We start from the raw sequence: 18,627 nt of genomic DNA, 5'->3' as shown, positions 1-18,627 counted from the left end.
TAGGTTATGACTGACCAACAAACCGACGAAAATAAATTAATTGCTGAGCGCCGAGCAAAACTAAGCGCAATTCGTGAGCAGTGCCGTGCAAATGGCTTCCCAAACAGCTTCCGTCGTGAAAACTATGCTGATGAACTTCAAGGCAAGTTCGGTGAACTAGATAAAGAAACCTTGCAAGAGCAGGGTAACAAAGTCAGCATTGCTGGCCGTATTATGGCTAAGCGTGGCCCTTTCATGTTGCTTCAAGACATGACAGGTCGCATTCAAGCATACGCCGATAAAGATACGCAAAAAGCGCTTAAAGCACAGTACGGTGCGCTAGATATTGGTGACATTATTGGTGTTGCTGGTGTTCTGCATAAGTCGGGTAAAGGCGATTTATATGTGAACATGGAAGAGTATGCATTGCTAACGAAAGCACTGCGTCCTCTACCTGAGAAGTTCCATGGCCTAAGCGACCAAGAAACTAAATATCGTCAGCGCTACGTTGACCTTATTACTAGCGAACAAACCCGCAAAACCTTTATGATCAGAAGTAAGATTGTAAATGGTATTCGTAACTACCTAACTAAGCGTGACTTTCTTGAAGTAGAAACGCCAATGCTGCAGGTGATTCCAGGTGGTGCGACGGCTAAACCGTTTGTAACTCATCACAATGCATTAGACATTGATATGTATTTGCGAATTGCCCCTGAGCTTTACTTGAAGCGCTTGGTGGTAGGTGGTTTCGAGCGTGTGTTCGAAATTAACCGAAACTTCCGTAACGAAGGGCTTTCTACGCGTCATAATCCAGAGTTCACCATGTTGGAATTTTATCAGGCCTATGCTGATTTCAACGATCTGATGAACTTAACCGAAGACATGTTGCGTACCCTTGCCGAAGATATTCTTGGTTCTAGTGTTATTACTAACACGACTAAAGATACCGACGGTAACGTAGTTTCAGAAGTACAGTACGACTTTGGCAAGCCGTTTGAGCGCTTAAGTATGGGCAACGCCATTTTGAAATACTGGCCTGAAGCGAATGAAGCCGCTATTCGCGACCCAGAAGCTAACCTTGATGCACTTAAAGCGATGGCTAAACAGTTGCATATTAAAGAGCCTGAAGTTGATGGTATTTGGGGCGCTGGTAAATACCTATGTGAAATCTTCGAAGCTACAGCGGAAGAGAAACTTGAACAGCCTACGTTTATTACTGAATACCCGTGGGAAGTATCGCCACTTGCACGTCGTAACGATGACAACCCGTTCATTACCGACAGGTTTGAATTCTTCGTTGGCGGCCGTGAGCTAGCAAACGGCTTCAGCGAGTTGAATGACTCTGAAGATCAAGCTAAGCGTTTCTCTAAACAAGTTGAAGAGAAAGATGCTGGTGATGATGAAGCAATGCACTACGACGAAGATTACATTCGTGCGTTAGAGTATGGTTTACCGCCTACGGCAGGTGAAGGTATTGGTATTGACCGTTTGGCCATGCTTTTTACTGACAGCCCAACGATTAAAGACGTGATTTTATTCCCGCATATGAAACCGGAAGTGTCGAAAGGCGCTGAAGAGGAATAAGTAGGGAAGACAAATAACAGGCTCGCGCCGTTTATCGTAAACGCGCAGTGACCTGCTTGGTAAGAAGGGTGTTGAGGGGAACTTCAATACCCTTTTTTTGTGCCATTTTGACAATATACCCATTAATGGCTTCAATTTCGGTTTGTCGATGGTGTAGCACGTCTTGGTGCATACTGGAGTAGTTATTGCCTGTAAGTTCTGCGACTTTAACTACCTGCTGTTCAATTTCAATCGCATCAAAGCACTGACCACATGCATTTGCCACTTGAGCAAATTCTTCACAAAGCGTTTTGCGTTCATTAGCAAACTGCTCACCAGCAATATGACTATTGGTTATATTATTCAGCGCTGTTAATGGGTTTATCACCACATTGATAGCAAGCTTGGCCCACAACGCCTGCATGATATCAGCTTGGTAATTCACTGGTGGAAGCAGCGCATGCAAAGTGTGACACACACTTTTCGCCCACTCAGGCATGGCTGATTGTTCGTGCGAAAGCAAATGAGGGGCAATACCCACTTGAGTGGCGCCCTCGCCGGTATAGATCACCTGAGTAGCAGTGCGCTTCATCGCCCCATGGCTGGTGGTAGCAAGCAGCAATGGTTGGCTTGGCGGCAATATCGATTTCGCAATTTCATACCCACCCATACCATTATGTAAAAGCACAACTGGCGTGTTACTCCCTAAAAATGGCAACCATTGAATAAGCGCGTCTTTTAGTTGGTGTACCTTTAAAGGCAGCACTAGAATGTCGTTATCAGAAAGGTGAGGTTTGGTACTGCATATTTGCGTAACGGGGTATGCGCTACCATCAATCCATTCTACAAAGTATGGAGTGGGTGTCTCAGTTTTAGCTCCTACGAAATAGGGTGTGGGTGTCTCAGTTTTTGGTTGCTCACTATTATGTTGCTTAAGGCTAGGTTTCTGAAAACCAGATTTATCAACTTGAGATACAAGGCTTCTTGGGTAAAGCGCGTAAGGCATGGTTTGTTTTTCGGCAGCTCCTGCGAGTAAAGAGCCAATAGCGCCGCTGCCTGCAATGTGGTTTTTTTTTATCGCGATCTGCTCAGCCTTAACGTTTTCTGTTTCCTGCACGCCTTGCTTTGCCTTTTCACCTTTCATTTCTTACATCAAGCCTTGCTAACTAACTGTAGTAAAGAAGGGGCGATCTCGGGCCAGTTGAAAGTATCTGGTTCAGGCAATTCAGCTAACCAGGTCGCCACTTCACTGTCAGTGAATAAATCACCTTCTAATATGGGAGCTTTCACTGAAATAGTGCGAGAGGGTAGGGGAATGCTTAACCAGCCGGCGTGCAAATGCAATCTATCGGATGGTGCGCCACTATAAAGTGTGTCACCAAGTATGGCTGCGCCAACACTTTTAAGGGCGACTCGAATTTGATGGGTTTTGCCCGTAAGCGGTTTTACGATAAAACCGCGATAGCCAGGTTTGGCTGACTGACTAAAAAATTGAGTGACTGCAGGGTTATCTTTGCTTTTAAGCAACATGAACTGGCCGCCGCGGCGGTTTTTCATATCACCGACAATAGTACCTTGTTTCTTTTTCGGCTTGTCGGCACTAATAGCAAGGTAGTACTTACTGACTTGGCGTGTCTCAAAGGAATCACCAATAAGTGCTGCTGTCTGTGCATTTTTGGCTAAACACAAACAGCCGGACGTGCCGGTATCTAAGCGATGACAAAGATGAAGCTGGCTATAACCGGTTTGTTTCCTAAGTAGGCTGACAATACCTAATGTATGGGTGTCTATGTTGCTGTCTATGTTTCTGAGACTGCCGGAGTCTGCGCTTTCACCGGTTCTTATATTTTTACCAGCCCCAGTGCTCTTGGCATTTTCTGTCTTAGCAGTATCCGCAATATTTGCACTGTCATGCATGGCGATGCCGGAAGGCTTGTTGACGATAAGCACATCGTTATCGTCAACTAAGATAGGAATTTCGTTCACTTAGGCTTTTTCAAGCAATTTAATGGCTTCGTCGTAGTCTAGTTCGTCTACCGCCTCTTCAATTTCTTGCTTCGTTTCAGCAGGAAGTGAAAGCACACTTAGCCACTCATCAAGCGTTGACTGGGAAATGAATTCACTGGCTTTTAATGCGGCAATAAATTGATCGCGAGCTTGTGCCGCCACGGCGCTAGTTGCTTCAGGCGCTGCGGGCTCAGGCGCTGCCGATAGTGCATCAACAGCCGCTATGGTTTCATCAACGAGAGCAGAAAAGCTGGCGTAGTCATCGGGAAGGCATTTGTCGTTTCTAACACTTGCTTCAACCGGCTTACTGGCGTGATGCAACGCAAATAACCCTAAGTTACCTGCCACACCTTTTAGCGTGTGAATTAAAGAATATGCGTCGTCGAAATTACCTTCTTTCACTAATCGCTGTAAATCATCGTTTGCTGAGCGATATTCATCCGAAAACTTATTTAATAAGGTTAACAACAGTGTTTTATTACCACTTAGTTGAGACATGCCAAATTCAAAATCTAAGACTGTTGCGGGCTGTTCCATATAAGTTCCTTTAACTACGTTTCTGTACTGTGTTCACTGTCAGTGTATTTCAGAATTTTATAAATTAATACAATGATAGCAAGTCAGAGCAAGTAAAGCGTTAAAAAGTCTGGTAGTCTTCGATGAAACGTATGCCCCAGGCCATTGTCTCAACGGTTGTATTATTATAGACGCTAGTGTGATGCGAGTTAAATGTATTACAAAAGCGAGGCCACCTAGAAGGATCCAGCATGTCAGGAAGTTTGGCGTTTCGCCTTATTGTTGCAGTTTTTGCTATTAGCGTACTTAACGGATGCCAACGGGCAAACGTAGATATCCCCGCCGATAGCTCCGCAGTTACTATCCCCTACGAAAAGTACACGCTCAGTAATGGATTAACGGTTATTCTCCACGAAGACCATTCAGATCCCCTCGTTCATGTGGATGTGACGTACCACGTAGGCTCTGCCCGAGAAGAAGTGGGTAAGTCTGGTTTTGCACACTTTTTTGAGCATATGATGTTTCAAGGCTCGAAACATGTAGCAGATGAACAGCATTTTAAGGTGATTACAGAAGCCGGTGGCAGTTTAAACGGCTCGACAAATACCGACAGAACCAATTATTACGAAACTGTGCCTGCCAACCAGCTTGAAAAAGTGTTGTGGCTTGAAGCAGATCGCATGGGGTATTTGCTTGAAGCGGTAAATCAAACCAAATTCGAAAACCAACGTGAAACGGTTAAGAACGAGCGTGCTCAGCGAGTAGATAACCAGCCTTACGGGCTAAGACACGAGCTAAATGGCGAAGCCATGTATCCAGAAGGTCACCCCTATTCTTGGATGACCATTGGTTATGTTGAAGACTTAGACCGGGTTAATGTAAACGACCTTAAAGCCTTTTTTAAACGCTGGTATGGGCCTAACAATGCGGTGTTAACCATAGGTGGTGACATAGACGCGGCAAAAACTAAGAAGTTAATAGCCCAATACTTCGGTGATATTCCAAAGGGGCCTGAGGTAAAAGATCCTGAGCCTCAGCCAGTAACCTTATCTGAAACGCGCTATATGACGTTAGAAGATAAGGTACACTTACCCTTACTACAAATCACTTTCCCTACGGTATATGCACGTCACCCTGATGAAGCACCGTTAGATGTACTCTCTGACATTCTAGGCGGCGGCAAAACGTCTTTATTTTATAAAAATTTAGTAAAAGAAGGCATGGCTGTCCAAGCTGTCGTGTCACACCCATGCCGGGAACTTGCCTGTGAATTTCAATTAATTGCCTTGGCTAATCCAGCAAAGGTGCAGTCACTGGATGAGCTTCAAAAGGTAATAGAAGCCACTCTGGCTGAATTCGAAACCCGCGGTGTTAAACCTGACGATTTAGCGCGAACCAAAGGCAGTATAGAAGCCTCTACCGTATTTGGCCTACAAAGCGTAGCCGGTAAAGTGACTGCGCTTGCGGCTAATGAAACTTTTTATCAAACTCCAGATTTAGTGTCTGAAGATATCGCACGGTACAATTCTGTGACCGCTGAAGACGTGATGCGTGTCTATAAGAAATATATCAAAGGCGCTAATAGTGTGGTGTTGAGTATTGTGCCTAAAGGCCAGCCGCAACTGCAGGCTGCGGAGCCCACGTTTGAACGCCCGGTTCGAACACTGCCTGAAACGCAGCCCGAAACAAAACCAGACAATCATGAATATACGTCTTCACCATCTAGTTTCGATAGAACCGTACAACCGAAAGCCGGTGAGGCTCCTGTAGTCACAGTGCCGGATTATTGGGAGCGTGAACTAGCAAATGGTGTGAATGTACTTGGCGTCACGATGAGTGAAACGCCTACGGTAGCCCTTACCATCAGTATGGATGGTGGTATGTTGCTAGATGCTGAGGGTAAAGCAGGTACTGCGTATCTCACCGCATTAATGATGAATGAATCTACACAAAACTACACAAATGAAGAATTAGCGAACGAGTTAGCTAAATTAGGCAGTTCAATTCGCTTTAGTGCAGCAGGCCGATACTCACAGGTATATGTGTCTACGTTAACTAAAAACCTAATGCCAACTTTGGCATTACTAAAAGAGAAGTTCTTTAATCCTGCTTTTGCAGAAAGTGATTTCATTCGAATGAAAGAGCGGGTGTTGCAAGGCTTGCAGCAGCAAGCGAAAACGCCGTCAAGTTTGGCTCGACGTGCGCGAGATTTAGTATTGTTTGGTGCCGATAATCGTGTAAGCCTTCCTGATGAAGGCACCATTGAAACCGTTCAGTCCATCACACTTGACGATGTGAAGCAGTTTTATAATCAGTATTATTCACCGAGTAAAGCAAGTGCGGTAGTCGTGGGTAATATGAGTTCTGATGCGGTGGTAGATGCATTAGATTTTATGTCGAATTGGAAGGGTGAGTCTTATACCTTTGAAGATTATGATGCTTTCCCTACTTACGATAAGAACCAAGTGTTTTTGGTCGATAGCCCCAGTGCAGTGCAGTCGGTGGTTTATATTGTTAAACGTAGCCTACCTTTTGATGCAACTGGCGATTACTTTAAATCTCGTTTAGTGAATTTCCCCTTAGGTGGAGGCTTTAACAGCCGAATAAACCTGAATTTGCGAGAAGATAAAGGCATTACCTATGGTGCGAATAGTGCGTTCATGGGAGGTAAAACCTTAGGTTGGTTTGAAGTTGGAACTGATTTAACGGCGGCGAATACTGCCCAGGGCATTACTGAAGTTTTTAAAGAAATAAATCAGTACATCGACAAAGGGGCGACTGACGAGGAAATTCAATTTATGCGCAATGCATTTACGTTGAGTGATGCGTTAGAATTTGAAACCCCCAATAGCAAAGCGCGCTTTCTTCGCCAGTTGCAAAGTTATGGCCTTGAAAAAGGGTACCGAAACGAGCAAATTGAGATAATTAATAGCATCAGCAAAGACGAGATAAACGCACTGGCTAAGCAATATTTGTCGACAGATGCGTTGCAAGTTATCGTTGTTGGCGATAAAGAAGCGATTCTAGAGCAATTAGAGTCGTTAAATATGCCGATCATCGAATTATCGGTAGATACCAATAGTCGAGAAAAGATAAACTGAGTATCTGATAGCAAGTCATTGGTAATATTGACTTGAATTTAATACGTTGTTCCCCATTTTGAGGGGAACAACTCATCCATGGATATGAACATTGACTGTAAACTCAACGTGTTTCAACGAGCGTTTGGCTTCGCTTAAATCACCTGAATTTTTAACGGCACTTACGCAAATAAAGCGTGGTGTTGAGCGTGAAGCGTTACGCATTAAGCCAAACGGTGCTCTGTCGCAAGAGCCTCATCCAAAGGCGTTAGGCTCTGCGCTAACACACGACACGATAACCACAGATTTTTCAGAGTCGTTGTTAGAGTTTATTACGCCGCCTGAAAGTAGCGCCGCTAAAACTATTACGCAGTTACAAGATGTTCATAAGTACACCATTGATAACATTGGCGATGAGCAAATTTGGCCACTCAGCATGCCGTGTTTTATCGAAGATGAAGCGCATATTCCTATTGCTTATTTTGGCGAATCTAATATCGGCAAAATGAAGCGAGTATATCGAATTGGGTTAAAAAACCGCTATGGCAGCATGATGCAGGCGATTGCTGGCGTACATTTTAACTTTTCTTTTTCTGATGATTTCTGGAAACTTTGGGCTGAGCTTAACGGTACTGACCATAGCCAAGATCAGACTTCAGCCGACTACTTTTCTTTAATCAGGAATTACCGTCGTTACTGCTGGATAATTCCTTATTTATACGGTGCCTCACCTGCATTGTGTGGTTCGTTTTTGAAAGGAAAAGAACATGCATTACCATTCGAAAAAGTAGGCAAGGGTACGTATTACATGCCGTATGCCACGTCATTGAGAATGAGTGACTTGGGCTATACCAGTGCAGAGCAGTCTTCACTTAAAATTTGTTACAACCAGTTAGACAACTACGTTCGTTTGCTTCGTGGTGCTATGGATACGCCATCAAATCGCTTTAGTAGCTTTGCTGCTGGCGATGGTGGTAATTATCAGCAGCTCAGTCGTAATATTTTACAGATTGAGAACGAGCTGTACTCGCCAATTCGTCCAAAGCAACCTACGCAGTCTATGGAAAAGCCTACCGACGCGCTGGTTAAGCGCGGCATCAGCTACATTGAAGTGCGTGCGTTAGATGTAAACCCATTTTCGCCCATTGGTATTAGCCAAACGCAATTCGATTTTCTTGATGTGTTTTTGTTGACGTGCTTGTTGAAGCCTAGTGCTGAATTAGACGAAGCTCAGCTAAATGAAGCGAAAGAAAACATGAACCGGGTAGTGTTAGAGGGGAGAAAGCCTCAATTAGCGCTTACTCGTGACAATCAGGAAACAACACTAACAGCGTGGGCTTCATCATTGTTTGAAGAGTTTGAACAAGTAGCGAAAATACTCGACTTGGCAAATGATACCACCCGATACAGTGACGCAGTTGCTGCAGAGACGAAGAAAGTTGCAAACCCTGCGTTAACCCCTTCAGGTGTTCTTTTAGAGGAACTGCTAAAACATGATAAAGATAACGGTGTTTACGGCCTAGAGCTAGCCGCATGGTATCAAGAGCAGATGAAAGGGTTCGATTATCAGCAAACTACGGAAGCTATGTTTGTAGATGCCGCTGAGACGTCTTTAGCAGCGCAAGCTGATGTGGAAGTGGCTGATACGAAAGACTTCGACAGTTTCATTCGTGATTATTTCAATGAACCGCTAGCAAAAAAAAACGCCTGATAGAAATCAGGCGTAGAAGGTTCCAGGGAAACACACATTTTACTAGAACATAAGTTAAGACAAGCTATGCATCAAAAGTTCAAACCGTTGTTCATTTTTTTATCAAGTTTGGTCGTGCTTTTTCCGCTATTTATCGCTGGGTGCGCTACAACACCGCCGAAAGACAGCAGTAATTTGTGCGAAATCTTCTTTGAAAAAGATGATTGGTACGATGCAGCAGCCGACGCACGTGATAAATGGGGGGTACCCATTCATGTGCCGATGGCAATGATGTATCAAGAAAGTTCTTTTCGCCACGATGCATTGCCTCCTCGTGATTATGTATTTTTCGGCCTAGTCCCTTGGGGCAGAGTTAGTTCCGCCTATGGCTATTCGCAAGCTAAGACACCCACATGGGCTGACTATATGCGCGAAACCGATAACAGCGGCGCTGATCGCGATGATTTCGAAGATGCCATCGACTTTATGGGTTGGTTTATTTATAAATCGCAAAAAGTAAATGGCATTTCAAAGTGGGATGCTTATGCCCAATATTTAAATTACCACGAAGGCTGGGGGGGCTATAAGCGTAGAAGTTACGACCGTAAACCTTGGCTTAAGAAAGTGGCATCTAAAGTGAAAGCAAGATCGCTACGCTACGCCACCCAGCTTAAAACCTGTGAAGAAGAGCTAAGCAAAGGCTGGTTCATGAAGCTTTTTAGCTAAGTTTTTGAGCTTTAGATTTATGGACATCCACCTACTGAAAGATAGATTTGTGGACACCCACTACTAAAACATAGACACCCACCGTTTTAAGAACCTTGGACATATCATGGATGTCCAAGGTTTGTTTGATAAAACGCACACCTTAGTCAATTGATTCGGAACAGAGGAGAAAACTAACCCAAGGTTCAGTTTTCTCCTCTGGCAGATTAATCCACTATAAACATCAAATACCCACACCAAAACTTAAGCATGCCGCGTCCTCGTAAGTCACTAATATGTTTAGATGAGACTCCATACTATCATTGCGTTTCTCGTTGTGTTCGTAGAGCATTCCTATGCGGTAAAGACAGATTCAGTGGAAAGAGCTACGAGCACAGAAGGCAATGGGTAGAGAACCGATTGCTTAAGCTCGCCAGTGTTTTTGCAATCGATGTTTGCGCTTATGCAGTAATGAGCAATCATACCCATACGGTATTACGCATTGATAAGAATCTTGCGCTTGCAATGAGCCCTGAAGAAGTACTAAGCCGGTGGCATACGCTTCACAATGGAACTTTGCTTACTCGTCAATTTATGAATAGAGATCAGAGGCCTAATCTTTCTGAAGCACAAATAAAAACGGTATTTTCTTGCGTGGAAATTTATAGAAAGCGTTTGTACGATATCAGTTGGTTTATGCGGCTTCTTAATGAGTTTATTGCTAGGAAAGCAAACAAGGAAGACGAATGCACAGGTCGTTTTTGGGAAGGACGATTTAAGTCTCAAGCTCTGTTAGATGAATCAGCGTTATTGGCTTGTATGGCCTATGTTGACTTGAATCCCATTAGAGTTGGTAAAGCGAAGACACCAGAAAAGGCAATGTATACCAGTGTGAGTCGTCGTATAGCAAAGGCGAAAGTGAATAAACAACCCCCAGAGCTACTTCCATTTATTGGTGATTCACAAAATAGTAAATTAAGAGGATTACCTTTTCGATTAGAGGATTATTTGAACCTGGTGGATCAAACAGGTAGGCAACTAAGAAGTAACGTCAAAGGTGCTATCCCGCAAAACTGCGAGCCTATTTTATCGCGTACAGGTTTAACACAAACAGATTGGTCTGAAATTGTAAGCACTATAGAGAGTAATTTCTCCAGCAAGATAAGCTTGTCGCTGGTAAAACGAAAAACTGGAAAGAGATATCAATTAGTCGGCTAAATCCGAATACTCTATCCCAATCTTTGTATCTTATTTAGCATCAATGGGTATTGAGGCAAGTTGATACCAGTCTTTAAGTAACACCCAGTGATTTTCCTGATATCCATCCCCTAATTCTCCAAACCCGTCCGGCCAAAAAAATCGGACAATAAAAAGTGTCCGTTCGGACACATTAACTACTCAAGATTTTAAAAAATCATTGCTAATCATGTAGTTAATTTTTGGCACGTTATTCGTAGTACTAGTTTATACCGCCAACAAAAATTAGATGAACATGTTGCTTTTTCACTTTATCAGTCTGCCCATTATTATCTTTATCATTGTGGTGTTGCTCGCTAATTTTGAGTCCGTAAGTCATGAGGATGCCTTATGATTCAGGATACCAGTAACCAAGATACCGTTGTTGTAACGCAGCCATCGCCAAAAAAATGGGTGGGTGTCTTAGCGGTATTAGCGGTACTCGTGATAGTGGGTGTCTTCGGATATTTTTTTCTTTTTTCCAGCTCCAACGCTGGAATATCTAGCAGCCGTGATTCGCTAAAGTTCAGTGTAGTAACGAAAGGCGAGCTGATTAGGGATATCGTCACAACAGGCAGAATAATCGCTTCAAACGCTCCTCAGCTATATAGCCCTGAGCAAGGCTATGTCCTATTAAAAGTTAAGCCCGGTGATTCGGTAGAATACGGGGATATTGTAGCAATAGTCGATTCTCCTGAGTTGCAGAATACTATGAAGCAAGAGCAATCTGCGCTAGCAAGTTTGCAAAGTGAGCTTGCTAGGCAAGAGCTCGATGTACGTAGACAGGCACTTTTATTAAATAAACAAGCTGATATTGCCAACGTTGAATTGGTCGCTGCTCAGCGAGAAGAAAAAAGAGCAAAGCTGTCTATTAAAGACCACCTTATTAGCCAGATAGATTTAGAAGAGGCTCTAGATAATCTAGCCAAGGCAGAAGTGACTTATAAGCACGCCATTAGCGAAATTGAATTAGCAACAGATACGTTAGCTTTTGAGCTTAAGACCACGAAAGAGAAGGTCGCCAGGCAAGCTTTAGTTGTTGATGACCTTACCCGCCAACTTGCCGATTTAACTATTAGAGCTAGCGTGTCTGGTGTGGTGGGGAACGTGCTAATTCAGCCGAACGCACTTGTGGCCAAAAATGAGCCATTAATGAAATTGGTAGATTTAACAGCTTATGAAGCTGAACTCAACGTTGCTGAGAGCTACGCAAATGAGCTGGGATTAGGGATGAGTGTTGAGTTAAAAGTGGGTGTCCAAAAAGTGACTGGCACACTCGTTTCAATATCCCCAGAAGTTGTCGATAGACAAGTTACGGCTAGGGTGCGCTTTCCTGAAAATAGCGTGCATTCAATTCGTCAGAACCAACAGGTGTCAGCACGAATACTGTTGGAGAACAAAAGTGATGTACTTAAGGTAGACCGTGGGAGCTTCCTTCAAGCCGGTGGCACCACAGCTTATTTAGTTACCGGCGACCTTGCAGAGCGAATCGACATTCAGGTTGGTGCGACCAGTATTCGAGAAGTGGAAATTCTCAGCGGGCTGCAAGAAGGCGACAAAATAATAGTTTCAAATTACGAACAGTTTAATCAAGCGGCTACAGTACTTCTGCGCTAATAAAAAGGATAAATAGCAATGTTAACCATGACTAACGTAAGCAAAATATACCAAACGAACAGCGTACAAACCCATGCACTAAGGGATTTTTCCTTAACCGTTAATGAAGGGGAGTTCATCGCAGTTACCGGGCCCTCTGGTTCTGGGAAAACAACGTTTCTGAACATAGCTGGTTTGCTCGAGCCGTTTACCACCGGCCAATATACATTAGATGGTGTCGATATCGGCGGGCTATCTGACAATGAAACTGCCGACTTAAGAAACCAAAAAATAGGGTATATATTTCAGGGGTTTAATTTAATACCTGATTTGAACTTATATGAAAATGTCGAAGTCCCCCTTCGTTATCGAGGCATTGCAGCGAAAGAACGTAAAATTAGAATTGAGCAATGTTTAGAGCAAGTTGGACTAGCCAGCCGAGCGAAACATTTACCACAACAGTTATCCGGCGGGCAACAGCAGCGTGTTGCAATCGCACGAGCTCTTGCGGGCAAGCCTCGTTTCTTACTTGCCGATGAACCTACGGGAAATTTGGACAGCCTTATGGCACGACAAGTCATGGAGCTTCTAGAAGAAATAAACAAAAATGGCGCAACAATTGTGATGGTAACACATGATGCAGAATTGGCCCGCCGAGCGCCTAGAAATATTCAAGTGGTAGACGGGCAGTTAGCCGACTTTACGTTGTATCAAGGTAAACCGACAGTAGCGGCTACCCGCGACAATGAAACCTTTGTTGCGTCAGGAGTATAATATGTTCCTCCATTATATCGATTTAAGTTGGCGAAGCATTAAACGCACGCCCGTCATTAGCTTTTTGATGGTTTTTGCCATTGCCATTGGCATTGGGCTGACTATGACAAGTCTGTCGGTTTATCACATGATGTCGATGGACCCCATTCCCCACAAAAGCGGCGCTATTTTTTATCCGCAGTTGAATATTATGGACGATGGCAATGAGTGGCATTCATCCGACAACCTACCGTATCAACTGACTTATCAGGATGCCGTGAATCTGTACAACGCAGATATTCCCGTACCTAAGTCGCCGAGCTTTAGAAGTGGCTTCTCTGTGCACCTTAATTCGCCTGACGTGAAACCTACTATGGAGCCCGCCCGATTGGTGAATAGAGAGTTTTTCACTATCTTCGACCGACCTTTTATTTATGGGGCACCTTGGTCTTTAAATTCGCAAGACACCCACGAATACGTAGTAGTGATATCAGAAAAAATAAATAATAGGTTATTTGCAGGCAAAGACTCGGTTGGCCAACATATTTACCTTGATAACAATAGCTACAGAATTGTGGGTGTCACAGCGAATTGGGAGCACCACGTCAAGTATTACGACGTGAACAATGGAGCATTTAATTCCTCTGAACAGCTCTATATTCCTTTCGGTATTGGTGCGTTAGAAGAAGTTACCACCTGGGGAAACTTAAACGGCTGGAAGCATGAGGCGCTTAAGAACTATCAAGATTTAATGCAATCAGAGCACGTGTGGCTTCAATTTTGGGTTCAACTGAACACGGAAGAAGAGAAGCAGCAATTCGCCAATTTCCTAATGACCTATATGGAAGATCAAAGAGAAAAAGGGCGATTTAACCGAGAAGCGTTGGAATACAAGCTTAGAAACGTGACGGAATGGCTGGAGTACAACTCAGTGGTATCTGAAGATAACCGTATTCTGGTGGGGTTGAGTTTTATGTTCCTATTAGTGTGTGTGTCCAACATTTTAGGGTTACTACTGGCGAAGTTTTTAAAGCGGGCGCCAGAGGTGGGTGTCCGAAGGGCGCTAGGCGCCAGCAAGCGTCATATATTTGCCCAGCATATCGTAGAAGTATCAGTAATTGGGCTAGCCGGAGGCTTGTTAGGTATTGTGATTGCGCAAATTGGGTTATGGGGAATTCGCGTGACCAACAGCTATTACGATGACTTAGCAACTATGGATGTCTCAATGTTGCTAGCTGCGCCATTGATTGCACTTGTGGCCAGTTTCTTAGCCGGATTGTACCCAGCTTGGTTAGTGTGCAGAACACAACCCGCAATTTACTTAAAAAGCCAATAGGGAGCAGGCTATGTTAGACATTAAACCAATCTTCAATGCAATACGCCGCTCTAAAATTGGCGCCTTGCTTTTATTACTTCAAATAGCGCTCACTATGGCGATCGTTAGCAATGCCGCATTTATGATTAATGATCATGTTTCGTATCTTCGCGAAGATACAGGGTTCCCAGAGAAGGAAATCTTTAGTTTGTCGGTTATGACGTTTGGAAAAGACCGCACTCTCAGTCAACAAGCCGAACTCGATGAAACCATGATAAGAAACCTTCCTGGCGTAATCGACGCCAGTTTAATTCAAGCGGTGCCCTTATCAGGCGGTGGTTCATCATCATCAGTGCGTTTAAAACCATCTCCAGAGCAGTCTAAATCTATCAACGTGCCTTACTATTACATGGATGACCATGGCTTAAATACCTTCGGTATCAAGCTCATTGAAGGGCGTAACTTTAGGCCTGAAGAGGTAATAGTTGGTAATGACTTCACCGGTAGCGGCCCTAATACAATTATTGTCTCTCACGCTCTCGCCAAAGCCTTATTCCCTGATGGTAATGCGTTGGGCGAGACGGTTTATCTTAAAAATAGGCCCCTTGAAATTATCGGTATTGTGGGAACAATGAAAAGCCCGTGGCCTAATGGTATGCGAGACAAAACCACCGCTATTGTGCCGTTTATGGATGTGCAAAGTTATCAACATATTCTCGTTCGAACAGATAAAACTGAACGAGCTAACGTCATGGCGAATATTGAACAGAACATGTTGGATATTTACGATAAACGGGTCATCATTAATGTCGATGGATTAGATAAAACCAAAGAAAACTATGACGCTACTGATGTGCTCATGATGCGTATGTTGATAGTACTGGTTGTTATTCTTTTACTGGTGACCGCTCTTGGCATATTTGGCTTAACCCAGTTCAATATTAGTAAACGAACAAAACAAATTGGTACTCGGCGCGCATTAGGGGCAAGAAAGTCTGCTATCGTAAGATATTTTTTAGTCGAAAATACCATGGTATGTATAGCGGGCTTACTGATAGGGGGAATAGCGGCAGTGGTTCTAGGTAATGTGATGATGAAATCCTATTCGATTGCATCTTTAGAGCCGGAATTCATCGTGGGTACCGCCGTGTTCATTTTTGCAATGAGTATACTTGCCGTCATTTTTCCTGCTATGCGAGCCGCTAATATTTCACCCAGTATTGCTACCCGTAGCATATAAGTCGTATTGAAGAAGTGAAGACATGACAAAAGTGTTAATTGTTGATGACAACGCAGCCGTATTAGAGGCGTTGTCATTATTGCTAGAAATTCATGGTTACGATGTGGTGACAGCCACCACGCCAAAAGCAGCGCTGCAGATAGTCAATTACCAAGCTATCGGGCTAGTGCTGCAAGATATGAATTTTAGTGCAGATACGACCTCTGGCGAAGAAGGACGCGATCTCTTCTTCGCACTTCGTGAGCTAAACCCGTTATTACCCATTATTCTCATTACAGCGTGGACGGAGTTAGAGCAAGCTGTAGAGTTAGTGAAAGCGGGCGCGGCAGACTACATTCCAAAGCCTTGGGATGACAGCAAGCTGATTACTACTATTAAAAACCTAGTAGCGCTAGGCCAGGCCGCTAGCCAAAATAAAGTGTTGAAGCAACAAGCGGCAAATTTTGACAATACTCGCCAGGCAGCAGTAAGTATTGGATTAGTGTACGAAAGTGCAGCCATGCAGCGGGTGGTAGATATGTCGGTGCAGGTGGCTAAATCAGATGTGCCGGTACTTATTACTGGACCTAATGGTAGCGGAAAGGAAAAGATTGCTGAACTCATTCAGTCTCAATCCCCCCTTAATCAGTCTGCCTTTGTGAAGGTAAACGCGGGAGCCCTTCCTCAAGAGCTTATTGAAGCCGAGCTATTTGGCGCAGAAGTAGGGGCGTTTACCAGTGCTAATAAAACGCGAATTGGCCGTTTTGAAGCCGCCAACCAAGGCACTTTGTTTTTAGATGAAATTGGCAATTTGCCTTTGTCGGGCCAAGTCAAATTACTGCGTGTATTGCAAACCGGTGAATTTGAGAAACTGGGCTCGGTGAAAACACAAAAAACAGATGTAAGAATTATATCGGCTACCAATTCTGATTTAACTCGCGATATCGCCAACGGCGCATTCCGCGAGGACTTGTTTTATCGTTTAAATGTTATCGAAATTAATGTGCCGCCGCTCAATGAGCGAGGAGATGATGTGTTGGCTTTAGCAAAGCATTTCCTGCCAGGTCGAGACATTAGCTTAACGGGTCAACAAGCGCTGCAAGCCTATGCATGGCCAGGAAATGTGCGTGAGCTTGAGAATGTGTGTCGACGAGTTAGTATTTTGCACCCAGATGGTACCCTTGATGCTGAAGACTTCGGTTTACCCTGTGCGAAGGGTGATTCGAATACCGAGGACAGAGGAGGAAAAGAACCCAGCAAGTTAGAGATAGAGGCGGCGCTTACAGAATTTAACGGCACAATATCTAAAGTCGCAAGGTACTTGGGGTTATCAAGGCAAGCCCTTTACCGCAGACTAGATAAATACGGAATTGATTATAAATCGTGAGGTTAATTAAAACTAAACTTCTGGTAGCAGCGCTTTGCGCTACGGCAATAGGCATGGCGCCTATGTTGTATTTAAGCGACCTGTCGGTTGTTCAAAAAGTCCTACTTGCTACCGCATCTTTGTGCCTGTGCGCAATGGCAGTGAAAATCTGTACGTCACAAATAACTAATCAATTGGATGCCCTTGAAATAGGCTTGCTCAATTTTAAAGACGGTGAGTTTTCATCAACACTGGCTTGTAAAACGGGGGACGAGTTTGAAACCTTATGCCAGCTTTATAACGATACCGCAGAAACCCTTCGCCGAGAAAAACAGTGGTTGTATCAACGAGAGCTAATGCTAGACAAAGTGCTGCATAGTTCGCCTGACGTTTTATTATTAGTAAACGACCAGATGCATGTAGTACTGAGTAACCGCCAAGCGTGCGAGTTCTTCCACCCAACAAGTAAGATGGAGGATAGTGACTTACAGGCAAATAGTGCCAATGGGGTAGGTGCTAACAGTTTGGGCGAGAAAAGCATGGGTAGCAGAAGCTTAGAGGGTTACACCCTTGGCACGTTACTCAAAAATAAACCAGACACGCTGAAAGATGTTTTGTTAGAAAACCGAGAAGGCCTATTCACCTTGCCTCAGGATGCCAGCGGTATTCAAACGTGGCATATGGCTACCGGAACCTTCTTGCTCAATAACCAAACTCATCGATTGTATATTCTTAAGCAAATGACTCGGGAGCTTAACCGACAAGAAGTGTCGGTTTGGAAAAAAGTAATAAGGGTGATTAGTCACGAGCTAAATAATTCCTTAGGGCCTATTTCCAGCCTGTTACATAGCGGGCAAATTGTAGGGCAGCAAAATGGTGATACTCGTCTGGTGCGGGTGTTCCACACTATTGAAGAGCGTATTGCCCATTTAAATCAATTTGTTCAAGGGTATGGAAGGTTTGCGAAATTGCCTCCACCAGTTTTGACAACGATTGATTGGGATAAAATAACGGCGCAACTCAGCAATCAATGCGATTTCAAGTTAACTATGCCAGAGGCTGTCGAGGTGAAAGCCGATGCAGTCCAAGTAGAACAGCTATTAATTAACTTGCTTAAAAATGCCCATGAGTCGGGAGGAAACCCACAGAATGTGGAGCTCGTTATCAAGCAAACGGCCTCTCAAGTTATTATAGAAGTACTCGATAGTGGAAAAGGCATGACGGATAGCGTAATGACAAATGCGCTGGTTCCTTTTTATTCCACTAAGGCGAATGGAAGTGGACTAGGGTTGGCGCTATGCCGAGAAATTACCGATGCACATAATGGCCACTTAGTGATTCAAAACCGAAAAGAAAAAGGATTATGCGTGCGTTTTATTATTGATAAAACGAAAAAGTAACAGACAAAAAAATAGGGGAACAGACGGGCGTCTGTTCCCCTTACGACGCTAAGCCAAGACCGTTTTTAACCTACGTCGAACAGGCATGTACAATGTATTGCAAATGAGAATGATTTGCAATGTCATTTTGAATTATTTTTAATTTATTTCTATATTGATCTCGATCAACTTCTCTATAACCCTTCTATTTACCGTATTTCGG

At 43.8% G+C, this 18,627-nt stretch carries 14 protein-coding genes; 11 read left to right on the top strand and 3 right to left on the bottom strand.

Going from position 1 to position 18,627, the window contains the following annotated elements:
* Nucleotides 1–6 precede the first annotated feature (6 nt).
* Nucleotides 7–1,563, top strand: coding sequence for a lysine--tRNA ligase (gene lysS, locus R1T43_RS15175; protein ID WP_317350252.1), 1,557 nt, complete (start codon nt 7–9; stop codon nt 1,561–1,563).
* 31 nt (nt 1,564–1,594) lie between these two features.
* On the opposite strand, the gene R1T43_RS15170 is transcribed toward lysS, so the two are convergent.
* The 3 genes from R1T43_RS15170 to R1T43_RS15160 are packed head-to-tail and all read right to left on the bottom strand — an operon-like array spanning nt 1,595 to nt 4,086.
* On the bottom strand, nt 1,595–2,686 hold the full coding sequence (locus R1T43_RS15170) for a 2-dehydropantoate 2-reductase (RefSeq protein ID WP_317350251.1): 1,092 nt from the start codon (nt 2,684–2,686) through the stop codon (nt 1,595–1,597).
* An 8-nt stretch (nt 2,687–2,694) separates the two neighbouring features.
* Nucleotides 2,695–3,528 carry a pseudouridine synthase gene (locus R1T43_RS15165; protein WP_317350250.1) on the bottom strand — a complete coding sequence of 278 codons (834 nt, stop codon included), beginning with the start codon at nt 3,526–3,528 and terminating at the stop codon, nt 2,695–2,697.
* Nucleotides 3,529–4,086 carry an Hpt domain-containing protein gene (locus R1T43_RS15160; protein ID WP_317350249.1) on the bottom strand — a complete coding sequence of 186 codons (558 nt, stop codon included), beginning with the start codon at nt 4,084–4,086 and terminating at the stop codon, nt 3,529–3,531.
* A gap of 230 nt (nt 4,087–4,316) precedes the next feature.
* Between R1T43_RS15160 and R1T43_RS15155 the strand changes: the two genes are divergently transcribed.
* From R1T43_RS15155 to R1T43_RS15110, 10 genes are all read left to right on the top strand, one after another.
* A complete protein-coding gene (locus R1T43_RS15155) occupies nt 4,317–7,166 on the top strand; it encodes a pitrilysin family protein (protein WP_317350248.1) in 2,850 nt (949 codons plus the stop codon).
* Between the two features lie 91 nt (nt 7,167–7,257).
* Nucleotides 7,258–8,856: a glutamate--cysteine ligase gene (gene gshA, locus R1T43_RS15150; protein ID WP_317350247.1), complete on the top strand. Its 1,599-nt coding sequence runs from the start codon at nt 7,258–7,260 to the stop codon at nt 8,854–8,856.
* A gap of 66 nt (nt 8,857–8,922) precedes the next feature.
* Nucleotides 8,923–9,561: a hypothetical protein gene (locus R1T43_RS15145; RefSeq protein WP_211071230.1), complete on the top strand. Its 639-nt coding sequence runs from the start codon at nt 8,923–8,925 to the stop codon at nt 9,559–9,561.
* 249 nt (nt 9,562–9,810) lie between these two features.
* Entirely contained in the window at nt 9,811–10,758 is a 948-nt protein-coding gene (locus R1T43_RS15140; protein WP_317350246.1) for a transposase, read from the top strand.
* Nucleotides 10,759–11,127: 369 nt separating this feature from the next.
* Nucleotides 11,128–12,393 carry an efflux RND transporter periplasmic adaptor subunit gene (locus R1T43_RS15135; RefSeq protein ID WP_317350245.1) on the top strand — a complete coding sequence of 422 codons (1,266 nt, stop codon included), beginning with the start codon at nt 11,128–11,130 and terminating at the stop codon, nt 12,391–12,393.
* Between the two features lie 18 nt (nt 12,394–12,411).
* Nucleotides 12,412–13,146 (top strand): ABC transporter ATP-binding protein, encoded by a 735-nt coding sequence (locus R1T43_RS15130; protein WP_317350244.1) that lies wholly within the window; start codon nt 12,412–12,414, stop codon nt 13,144–13,146.
* Between the two features lies 1 nt (nt 13,147).
* Nucleotides 13,148–14,461, top strand: a complete 1,314-nt coding sequence (locus R1T43_RS15125; protein WP_317350243.1) for an ABC transporter permease — start codon at nt 13,148–13,150, stop codon at nt 14,459–14,461.
* Nucleotides 14,462–14,471: 10 nt separating this feature from the next.
* Nucleotides 14,472–15,680: an ABC transporter permease gene (locus R1T43_RS15120; RefSeq protein WP_317350242.1), complete on the top strand. Its 1,209-nt coding sequence runs from the start codon at nt 14,472–14,474 to the stop codon at nt 15,678–15,680.
* Between the two features lie 22 nt (nt 15,681–15,702).
* Nucleotides 15,703–17,046, top strand: a complete 1,344-nt coding sequence (locus tag R1T43_RS15115; protein ID WP_317350241.1) for a sigma-54 dependent transcriptional regulator — start codon at nt 15,703–15,705, stop codon at nt 17,044–17,046.
* A complete protein-coding gene (locus tag R1T43_RS15110) occupies nt 17,043–18,425 on the top strand; it encodes a sensor histidine kinase (protein WP_317350240.1) in 1,383 nt (460 codons plus the stop codon). Before R1T43_RS15115 ends, R1T43_RS15110 begins: the two co-directional genes overlap by 4 nt.
* Nucleotides 18,426–18,627 lie beyond the last annotated feature (202 nt).

Origin of the sequence: Alteromonas sp. CI.11.F.A3, assembly GCF_032925565.1 — a bacterium.
GTDB lineage: Bacteria > Pseudomonadota > Gammaproteobacteria > Enterobacterales > Alteromonadaceae > Alteromonas.
The sequence above is the reverse complement of the archived record's forward strand: the minus strand, read 5'-3'. Positions and strand labels throughout refer to the sequence as shown.